General features: G+C 67.0%; 3 protein-coding genes. 1 reads left to right on the forward strand and 2 read right to left on the reverse strand.

The window, feature by feature from the left end:
- Positions 1–54 precede the first annotated feature (54 nt).
- Positions 55–6,141, reverse strand: coding sequence for an RHS repeat domain-containing protein (locus CIB93_RS32995; protein ID WP_257002471.1), 6,087 nt, complete (start codon positions 6,139–6,141; stop codon positions 55–57).
- A 333-nt stretch (positions 6,142–6,474) separates the two neighbouring features.
- On the opposite strand from CIB93_RS32995, the gene CIB93_RS33000 reads away from it, so the two are divergent.
- Entirely contained in the window at positions 6,475–9,519 is a 3,045-nt protein-coding gene (locus tag CIB93_RS33000) for a VCBS repeat-containing protein (protein WP_096632285.1), read from the forward strand.
- A gap of 86 nt (positions 9,520–9,605) precedes the next feature.
- Here CIB93_RS33000 and CIB93_RS33005 read toward each other — a convergent pair whose 3' ends face one another.
- Positions 9,606–10,514 (reverse strand): aldo/keto reductase, encoded by a 909-nt coding sequence (locus tag CIB93_RS33005; RefSeq protein ID WP_257002472.1) that lies wholly within the window; start codon positions 10,512–10,514, stop codon positions 9,606–9,608.
- Positions 10,515–10,568: the final 54 nt, after the last annotated feature.

Here is a 10,568-nt window from a genome sequence, read left to right on the forward strand (position 1 = left end):
ACTCGAGCCACTCCACCGGCAACCGCTCCGCCACCAACGGTCCAAGCCAGCGTCCTAAAATACCCCCCCTGTGTCAAATTGACCAGTCTTGAGTGAATCTCCCCCGTAGGCTATGGATGCACCAACCACTCCCACCACTGTGCATAGTCCCGCCGATACAACGAGACAAGCCACGAATCCACCGATGGTAATCCCGAGCTTGATCTCCTCCCAGTTGTCACTCACCCACCCACCAAGCGCCCGCGCATCACTGGCGACATTCGCCACAACTTTGCCACCGGTGCGATCCCAAATTGCTCGCAGGCCTCGCTTGACCGCACTGCCAACATCCGGCCCGTTCTGTAGATTCTTGCTGCGATAGATCTTGTTACCGGGAATGTACTTCGGGATCTTGGGCACCATGTACGTGGTCGGGCTGGCCCGGTAGCTGCTGTACCTCCGCTGCGACTCAGCATCCTCCTTGGGCGCCTGCTCCCACACCCACTTCCCGCTCTTCTTCGTGTACCCCGCCGTCATCCCCCGGTCATTCGCCCACCGCTCGTCGTTGTACGAGTTGCCGCCCACCGGGCCGTCCGGGCGCAGGCCCGTCGGGTCGGACTTGGTGAGCGGGCTGTTGTGGGCGTAGCTGTAGGCGTTCATCTGCGCCGGATCGTGGAAATCGATGATCGGGTCTACGGAGAGGAAGCGGCCCAGGACCGGATCGTACTCGCGGGCGCCCAGGTGCGTCAGGCCCGTGGGGTCGTTGATTCCGCCGACGAAGCCGCGGTTGCCGAAGACCGTTGACTGCTCGGAACGCAGACCGCCGAAGGGCAGCTGCTTCCTGCGGGTCAACGCGAGCGTGCCGACCGCGATGGCCGTCATCGCCGTGCCCTGGTGGTCGTTGATCAGGTAGGCGATGGCGTTGCCGTTGCGGACCGCGACCGTTTCACCGTTGTGCGTGTAGTAGCGCGTCGCCGTCTTCGTACCGTTCGCCGCGACGTTCAGCTGGTCACCGTTCGGGAGGGTGAGGGTGCTGGACCCGTCGCCGTTCTTCGCGATGATGCGGTTGCCGTCGGCGTCGTACGTGTAGCTGGACTTCTTGCCGCCCTCGGTGAGCGTGGCCAGGTGTCCCTCGGCGTCCCAGGTCAGGGTCTGGGCCGTGGTGCCGATGGTGCGCTTGGTGGTGTTGCCGGTCTTGTCGTACGCGAAGGTGCTCGTACGGCCGTTGTCCGGACCGCCGGTGACCGAGGCCTGCTGCACCGCGTGGGGCCGGTCGCTGCCGGGGGCCGGGTGGGTGTAGCTGGTCACGGCGTCCGTCGTTCCGGCCGAGGTCGCGTGCTCGGTCTGCTTGGTGCGGTTGCCGATCTTGTCGTAGCTGTAGCTGTGCCAGTAGGCGTCCGGGCCACCGACCGTGGAGGCCGAGGGGGCCGTGGCGCAGTCTGCCTTCGCCGTCCAGGCTTCGGTCAGCCGACCCAGCGGGTCGTTGGTGAAGCACTGCGTGTCGGTGGACTTCTGTGCGTCCTGGCCGCTGACCGTGGTGACGCCGGTGACGTTGCCCGCCGGGTCGTAGGCGTACTTGGTGTCGTCGACGCGCTGGGGAGCGACGTCCCGGTCGGTGGTCTGCCGGATGACCTGGCCGGTGTGTTCGTCGTAGACCTTGGTCTTGTAGGCCTTCTGGTTGAGAGTGGCGCTGAACTCCAGGCGCGTGGGCCGGGAGAAGACGTCGTACACCGTGTTGGCGACGAGAGCGCCACGCTGACCGCTGGTACGGAACGGCTGGTCGTCGCTGTTGTAGTTGGTCACGACCCGCTCGGATGGGATGTCACCCACGGCAGGGTTGAGCGTCCACAGCAGGGCGCCGGTCTCGGGGTCGTAACCGTACTTCCAGGTGAAGGTGCCCGCCAGGCCACCGGCGGCGGAAGGAACGGTGCTCGTCGTGGACGTCGGCTGGTAGCGGTCGTTGAATCCGTCGGTCGCCGTGGTGTACGCGGCGCCCCCGACGTAACGCGTGCTGCTGGTCAGCCGACCCTTGGCGAGGGTGTCGTAGGTCCACTTCGACAACAGGGTGTCACCCTGCTTGACCGCGGTCTTGCGGCCCAGCACGTCGTACTCGGTGGTGAGGGTGACGCCGCGCTCGTCGGTCGTGGTGACCGGCTGTCCGAGGTCGTTGTACTTCATGCTCGTGACGCCCTTGTCCGGGTCGTCGCTTCTGGTCTTCTGGCCGCGGCTGTCGAAGGTGTAGGTCCAGGTGTTGCCGTCAGGGTCCCTGACCGTGCTCGGCTCGTCGTACTTGCCGTACCCGTAGACCGTCTTCTGCGATGCCGTGCGGGCGGCGTTCGTGTACTCCAGGAGTTCGGTCGTGCGCCCGCGCGCGTCCGTGACCGTGGTGGTGGCCGTGCCGCCCCGGGGCGGGATCACGGTGGTGCGATCACCCTCGTACACGGTCTTGCTGCGCCACTGCTCGTCGCCGAACTTCACGGACAGCGCGTCCGTGACCCGGCCCAGACCGTCGAACAGGTTCTGTACTGCCGTCGGCACGGTGTTCACCGCTGCTGAGGACAGTGTCGCCGACGGTACGCCCTTCGCGTAGTAGGGGGCGTACGTCCGCCAGGCCCAGCCACGGGTGTCGTAGTGGGTCTCGGTCATGATCCGGTCCTGCGTGGCGGCGGCCGGAGCCTGCGTCTGGCGTTCGCGCAGCAGACCGTCGTAGAGCGTGTAGGCGGTGCGGTAGCTGCCGTTCTGCTTGAGCGTCTTGGTGGTCACGGCGTTCACGGCGGTCTTGGAGATCCTGTACGCGTACTCCGCCGAGGGCTTGTCCGGGTGGGAGGACTTGGGCCAGCCCGGCTCCCATACCTTCAGCACGCGGCCGAGACCGTCGTGGACGGCGTCCGTGCGCTTGCCGTTCGCGTCCACGGCCGCGGTCACCACGCCACGGACCGGGTCATGGGTGGTGGTCGCCTTGTGGTCGCGGGCGTTGGTCACGGTGACCGTCGTCGGCGCCTGGAAGGTCGCCGGGACGTAATCCGTCCTCGTCGTGGCCTGCAAGGCGTTCGTGGAGGTCTTCTCCCGGCCGTGCTGGTCGTAGGAGTGCGTCGCCGTGGTGAGGTAGCCCGTGCCCTTGGTGTCCTGCTCGTCCAGGCGCGTCACGTCGCCCCGCGACGGCGCGGTGGTCAGGCTCGTCGCCCCGTCGTAGTAGTGCCGTGCCACGGAGATGAGGTCAGTCGGAAGGGACGGTGTGGTCCCGCAGGGCTTGGCGACCGTCCGGGTCTCGGCGACCGTGGTGAGGATGTTCCGCGACGTGTTGCGGTTGTACGTGGTGGTGGTGCACTCCTCGTCGCCGGTCTTCGCCGTGTCACCGAGGGAGGACTCGGTCAGGGTCTGGCCGACAGCGTCGAAGGTCCGCTCGGTGCGGGTGGTCCGCCAGCCCGTGCCCACGGCCGTACGGGTCTGCTCGCTCTTGCCGGCCGTGGCGTAGGCGTAGCGGGTGGGCAGGCCCTCGGTGCGGGTCTCGGTGGCGGTGGCGGCCGAGCGCCACGGCTCATAGCTGGTGGTGGTCTCCAGCTTGCCGCCGTCCCAGTTGTACGTGGCCTCCTCGCGGGTCATGCCCGCGAAGGCCTCCCGGTCGGTGACGGCGATGCCCTCGTGGTCCTTGACCGCCGCGCCGTCGATGCCCCGGAAGTAGCGGTACTCCTTCAACGTCCGCTTGTCCGGCTTGACACCGCTGCGCACCTGGACACGGCCGTACCCCTTGCGGTCGCCGTAGGTGAGGTGCTTGGCGTCGGTGAACTCGTCATCCTTGGACTTGGTCCAGCCCATGCCGCCCAGGTACGCGTAGTCCGTCTGCTTGACGGGGGCGCCGCCGGTGTTGTCGGTCTCCAGGACCTGGGTGACGACGTAGGTGTGGAACCAGTCGAGATACGGCTCGTAGTTCGCCGCCGGGGCGTCCGGCGGGGACCACTTCACCGGGTAGCAGCGGCGGGTGTTCGAAGCCGGGGTGGGGACGCTGCCCGCCTTGCAGTCGGCCGCGGAGTAGGTGATCCCGATCGTTCCGCCGGTCTCGGTGTCGATGCCGTAGACGCGGTAGCGCCACAGCGGCGGGACCGGGTCGGGGTCGCCGCCGGTGGTGGCGCCTTCGACGCGGTTCGGCAGGGCCTTGCCCTTGAACGTCACGGAGGGGAGGGTGACGGACCCGGTTCCGCCGTGCCCGGTGCGGGTGATCGACTTCAGCCAGAGCGCCGGATCGCTGCCGTCGCCGGTCGCGGGGAACTGGTGGGCGAGGGCCCAGGTGTCGACCGGCTTGAAGGCCGTGCCGACGAGCACCGACGTGTCGATCTTCGTCAGACGCTTACGGCTCCAGAACGAGGGCGAGTAGCGGTCCTTGCACTCGGTGCCCTTGGCGCAGTACCGGTCGAAGGGGACGTCGGGCCAGTTCTTCGCGTGCGCCTTGTCGAAGGTTCCGCAGTCGCTCAGGCAGCGCTCGCTGTTCGTGAAGTCGATCTTGGCTGCGGGCTTGGCGTAGAAGTCGGTGGACCGCAGGCCGTACTCGATGCGCTTCAGGGAGCCGCCACGGGTGTACGGGGTCGCAGTGGAGGCCCCGGTGTTGGGGTTGACGTTGCGACCGTAGTAGTTGGTCTCCTTGTCCCAGTAGTACGTGATGGCGTCGTTGTGCGTGTCGATGACCAGGTCCAGGTTCCACCGCCAGCCCTGCTGGCACCAGGCGTCCTTGAACGACGCCGCGTAGCAGGGTTCGCCGGGCTGGTTACCGAAGACGGGGACGGTCCAGACCGAGTCGGTCTCGTCCTTGCCCGCGGCCCAGCCGCGCGGCCGGTTGAAGCCGAAGTAGTAGCGCGTGCCGTCCGGGGTCGTCACCCGCCAGTACTCGCCGTTGTTGTCGCCGTTGGCCAGGGATGTGTTGGTGAGCTGGGCGACCTTGGTGCCGTCATCGCTCTCCAGGCGCCACTCCCCGCTGTCGGTGTCCTTGATCAGTGTGTTGGACCGGCCGCCGAGGTTGATGACGGCGTTGTCCTTCTTCCAGCAGAGGTCTCCGACCTTCGCCGTGGTGGTGCTGTTCTTGGTGTCCTCGGTGCAGGAGATGTACCGGCGCTCGATGTAGCCCGGCTCCATCGACCAGCCGTCACCGATGCCGTTGGCCTGGTTGTTCGTCGCCGCGGTACGGCCGTCGACCGACTGGGAGGAGTAGCCGAGCTTCAGGTCCGGAACGGCGCTGCCCGCGACGGCCGGTGTGGTGATCGGGTACGACCAGGAGAACGCGCCGTTCGATCCACCAGCGGACCAGGACGCGGACGGGGAGAGAGAGGTGGCCTTGAAGTTGCCCGAGGAGCCCGCCGCAGAGGCGGTCGCGGCCAGCAGCACCGTTCCGCCGGCGACCGACCGCGCACCGGCCTTCGGAGCGACCGGATCGGCGCCCACGGCTCCGGAACCGGTCGATGCGGAGGCGGCGGGCAGCGGCACGGCGGCCTCGACCGATCCGCTCTTCACGTCGTTGCTGGAGGGGAGCTCCTCGCCGGTCGCACACCCCTTCTTGCCCGGGGTGGCCAGGGCACAGACGGGCAGGGTCTTCAGCGTGAGGCGGGAGGCCCAGTCACCGCCGTAGGCATTCCGGAAGCCCGAATAGTCGACCTTGACGTTCACATCTCCCTGCGCACCCGCGGTGGGGCGGAGGGCGAGCACGACCCCGTCGACGCCCAACGCCTCGGTGGTGTCGCGGTCGAGAACCTGGACCTGGACCTTCTGCGGTCCCGATTCCCGGCCCTTTCCGGGAGCGGACGAGAGAGCCGACGCCCTCCCGGACTTCGCGACCTCGGGCGCGGAGGCCCTGCCCACGCTGACGGGAAGTGAACCGGCCTTCACCTGGGCCCCGTTCGCACGGAGGGCGGAAGTCGAGGTGCCCGGTTTCGGCCAGGTGACCTTGGGCTTCTTCCACTGCTTCCCGGCCGTCTGATCAGGCCTCGGCGACCCCTCCTTCTCGACCTTGCCGGTGGGCACCGGGTCCGGCTTCTGGAGCCTCAGCAGGTCGAGTTCGGCGGCTGCCGCAACCGGTGCACCCAGCAGTCCCACGAACAGCAACGCGGCGAGGGAGGCGGCTATCAGCCGCGCCCATTTCTTCATGCGTGCCGTGCCGACGCCCCCACCCGAAACCATGCGCAGAACTCCCCCACCCGTTACCCAAAGGTCATAGCTGAGCAGGGAAGTTAGCAGGGTTTCCACAGAGTCAACACAGAAGAACCGTAACGATTTGGCCTTTCAGATCCCCATCACCGCAGATGCGTGATCACTTCATTGACACATGCACCGAAATGAAAGGAAATACCCTGCCGACGATTCGACCGACCAGGTAGACACCGCAGAGGGACCGCTTTCATCACACTTCCCTCACGTTCTAGGGTGCGACTCGAACTGATACGGGAGGGGACCTCTTCGATGGAACTTTTGCGACGCAAGGTCAGATGGAGAACAAAGGGGAGCGTCACGGGTGTGGCCGCTCTCGCCGTGGCCCTGACTCTCGGCGCACCCCAGCACCTACCGGAAGCCGCCGCCGCAGAACCCGAGACCACCTCGACACCCGCGGCGCCGAAGGCCGACGCGGAAACCGCGGCAGCCGCGGAAGCAGCGGAATCGGGTAAGCCGGTAGAAGTGCTCGCCCAGCGCACCGAGACCTCGCAGGTGTTCGCCAATCCCGATGGCACGTTCACTCAAGACACCTACGCCCTACCGCAGTTCGTACGTCAGGGAAACAAGCTCGTATCGATCGACACGACGCTGAAATCTCATGCGGACGGAAGCCTTTCCCCGAAGGCCACCGAGGTCGACGTACGCTTCTCCGGCGGCGGGGATGGGCCTTTGGCAACCGTCATTCGTGACGGCCGCAGCATGTCCTGGACGTGGCCACAGCCGCTGCCCGATCCCGAAGTCGACGGTGACACCGTGACCTACGGGGACGTCCTGAATGATGTCGATCTCAAGCTCAAGGCGGGCCCCGCCGGATTCACCAGCCTCCTGGTCGTGAAGACCGCCGAGGCCGCCGCTGATCCAGCGCTCAAACAGGTCCACTTCGACCTGGACACCAGCGGCCTGGAGGCGCGCACCGACGCCAACGGCAACTTCACGGCCGTCAACCCGGCCGGCGAGGAGGTCTTCACCGCGCCGACACCGCTGATGTGGGACAGCAGTACCGCTGCCGCGCCTGTGGCCCGCGCGGCCCGGAGCGCACGGACCGGACCGACCGGACCGCCACCGCCCTCCGACGAGTTCGAACCGGGTTACGGAGCCCAGCAGGCGACCATGGGGCTCGCAGTCACGGACGGGAAGCTGAGGCTCACTCCGGACGAGGAACTCCTGACGGGCGAGGACACGCGGTACCCGGTACTGCTGGACCCGGCCGTATCCGGCTCCCGCCACTCCTGGACCATCGCCTACAAGAAGCATCCGAACAGTTCGTTCTTCAACGGAGCGAATTGGGGTAAGAACGGCACAACGACCGCCCGCGTCGGGTACGAGAACGAGACCAACGGGCTGGCCCGCTCCTACTTCCGGATGAACTCCTCCAATCTGTGGTCCACGAAGAAGGTCGTCTCCTCCTCCACATTCCGGATCAAGAACACGTGGTCCTGGTCCTGCACCAACCGAACTGTCGAGCTCTGGGCGACCACCGCGATCTCCTCGTCCACCACGTGGAACAAACAGCCTGAGCGCCGCAAGAAGCTGGACGCCGTCAATGAGTCCCTCGGCTGGGGCCCGAATTGCCCTGCCGGCGCTCTCGCCTTCGACGTCACAGCAGCGGCGAAGGACGGCATCGCCAAGAAGTGGAACACGCTGACCTTCGGTCTGCAGGTGCCCGACAAAGATCAGTCGGATGTCTTCGGCTGGAAGAAGTTCGACGCCAACTCGGCGGCTTTGTCGACGACTTACAACACCGTTCCGAACGTGCCGAACAACGTGGACACCATTCCCAGTTCCGGCGGGTGCGACAAGGTCGCGCCGTACACCACGATCGGGAACACCGACGTCACCCTGACCGCGAAGGTCTCCGACCCGGATGGCGGAACGGTCCGCGCCCAGTTCCGCCTCTGGGGCACCAACAACCTGTCCGGCGGCAGTGAGATCTTCAACCAGATCGTCTCCGCGAGCTCCGGCACGGTAGCGAAGGTCAAGGTTCCCAAGGCCACTCTGCAGAAGCACCTGGCCGCGGCAAAGGGCAACTTCGGATGGATGGTGCAGGCACTCGACACGACCGCCAACTCCGCCTGGTACCCCGGAACGGCAACGTGCCGCTTCGACTTCGATCCCACTCGGCCCAGCACACCACCCACCATCAGCTCCCAGGAGTTCCCCGACGGCTCCGACGGCTGGCCCGCCACCACCGGCCGGGCTCGTACCGCAGGAACGTTCATCCTCGGCAACGGCGGCGTGAACGACGTGAAGTCCTATGAGTACTGGTCCGACTGGGACCCCGCTGTCCGCAAGGTCACGCCCACCACAGACCTCGACGGCGACGGCAAGATCGATGCCAAAGTCGTCCTGACCCCGCCTGCCGCAGGATCACAACGCCTCTATGTCCGCAGTCTCGATGCCGCCCAGAACCGCTCCGACCGGGCCTCCTACCTCTTCTATGCCAACGGCCTCGCCATCCCCGACAAGGCCGGTGACCTCAACGGGGACAACAACGCAGACCTCTACGGCGTCCGCAGCAACGGCGAACTGTGGCTCTACCCCGGACAGGGCAACGGCTACGTCGGAGCCGGCAACACCGCCGGCAACGGTGACTTCACCCAGGCCAGCATCACCCACCGCGGGGACTGGACAGGCGACGGCTTCGAGGACCTCGTTGCAGCCATCCCGGGCACCGACGGCAAGACGCTTCAGCTCTATCCGAACAACGGAGCCGGCTGGGCCTGTACCGCACAGAACGAACAGGCCGACGGGCACTCCCGCTCCTGTCTGTACGAGCGCCAAGAACTCGCCGTCTTCGACGAGGCCAACAACCACTGGGCGAACGCCGACCAGATCCTCGCCGTCGGTGACGTCGACGGTCCTCTGGACACCGACAATGACGGAACGCCCGATGTCGCCGGATACCCCGACCTCCTCGTCAAGGAGGGCGACTTCCTCTGGCTGTACTACGGTTCCAACTCCTTCTACTTGGACGACTCCCGCGCACCCGTCCTCGTCGGCAACGGATCGTGGTCGCACTACGACCTGGCAGCACCCGGCGACCGTACCGGCAACGGTCACGTAGACCTCCTCGCACGCCACAGGACCAGCGGAGAACTCCGCCTCTACGAAGGCACCGGCCCGGGAGGTGAAGGAATCGGCTACGGCCCCGCCGCCACGGTCATCGGAACGGGCTGGACACGCGCCCACCGTCCGCTGCTCACAGCTTTCCCCGACGCGGGCTCGGACGGCCGGGCGGACATCTTCGCCACCGGCAGCGACGACAAGCTCTACGCCCACTCCAACCTCTCCGGCCGCGGAGTCGCCGTCGGAGACAGCGGGTGGCTGGACTTCCAAGCCCTCAGCTGAGGTAATCGCGCAGTAACACAAGAGGGGCCTCCCGTCACCGCGACGGGAGGCCCCTCTGTCACTTGCGCAGGCACAACACCCGCCCGCTACCAGGCAAAGGCCTCCGGCGAAGGCCCCGGGCCCGGGAAGATCTCGTCCAGGCCCGTGAGGACGGCCTCCGGCAGGTCCAGGTCGAGTGCCCTCAGCGCGCCGGCCAGTTGGTCGGCCGTGCGGGGGCCGACGATCGGGCCCGTGATGCCGGGGCGGGTCAGGAGCCAGGCCAGGGCCGCTTCGCCGGGCTCCAGGCCGTGCTTGTCGAGCAGGTCCTCGTAGGACTGGATCTGTGCGCGGACCTTGGTGTCGGCCAGGGCGTCGGCCGCGCGGCCCGAGGCTCGGCGGCCGCCCTCGGTCGTCTTCTTGATGACGCCGCCCAGCAGGCCGCCGTGCAGCGGAGACCAGGGGATGACACCGAGGCCGTAGTCCTGGGCGGCCGGGATGACCTCCATCTCGGCGCGGCGTTCGGCGAGGTTGTAGATGCACTGCTCGCTGACCAGGCCGAGCGAACCGCGCCTGGCGGCCTGCTCGTTGGCCTGGGCGATCTTGTAGCCGGGGAAGTTGGAGGACCCGGCGTACAGGATCTTGCCCTGCTGGACCAGGACGTCGATCGCCTGCCAGATCTCGTCGAACGGCGTGTTCCGGTCGACGTGGTGGAACTGGTAGAGGTCGATGTGGTCCGTCTGGAGCCGCTTGAGCGAGGCGTCGACCGCGCGCCGGATGTTGACGGCGGAGAGCTTGTCGTGGTTGGGCCAGGACTCGCCGTCGGCGGCCATGTTCCCGTACACCTTGGTGGCCAGGACCACCTGGTCGCGGCGGCCGCCGCCCTGGGCGAACCAGGTGCCGAGGATCTCCTCGGTGCGCCCCTTGTTCTCGCCCCAGCCGTAGACGTTGGCCGTGTCGAAGAGGCCACTTTGAGAGTCGTGCTTGAATCCACCTGTCCCCAGCGTACGGGGAAGCAAGGAGAGCAAGAGTGGCAAGGGTCCTGGGCGTCGTCCGCCTGTCGAGGGTGACGG

Source organism: Streptomyces sp. WZ.A104 (genome assembly GCF_002382885.1).
GTDB lineage: Bacteria > Actinomycetota > Actinomycetes > Streptomycetales > Streptomycetaceae > Streptomyces.

Coding starts and splice junctions, on each gene's coding strand:
- CIB93_RS32995 (WP_257002471.1), bottom strand. CDS start 6,141: ATGGTTTCGGGTGGGGGCGTCGGCACGGCACGCATGAAGAAATGGGCG.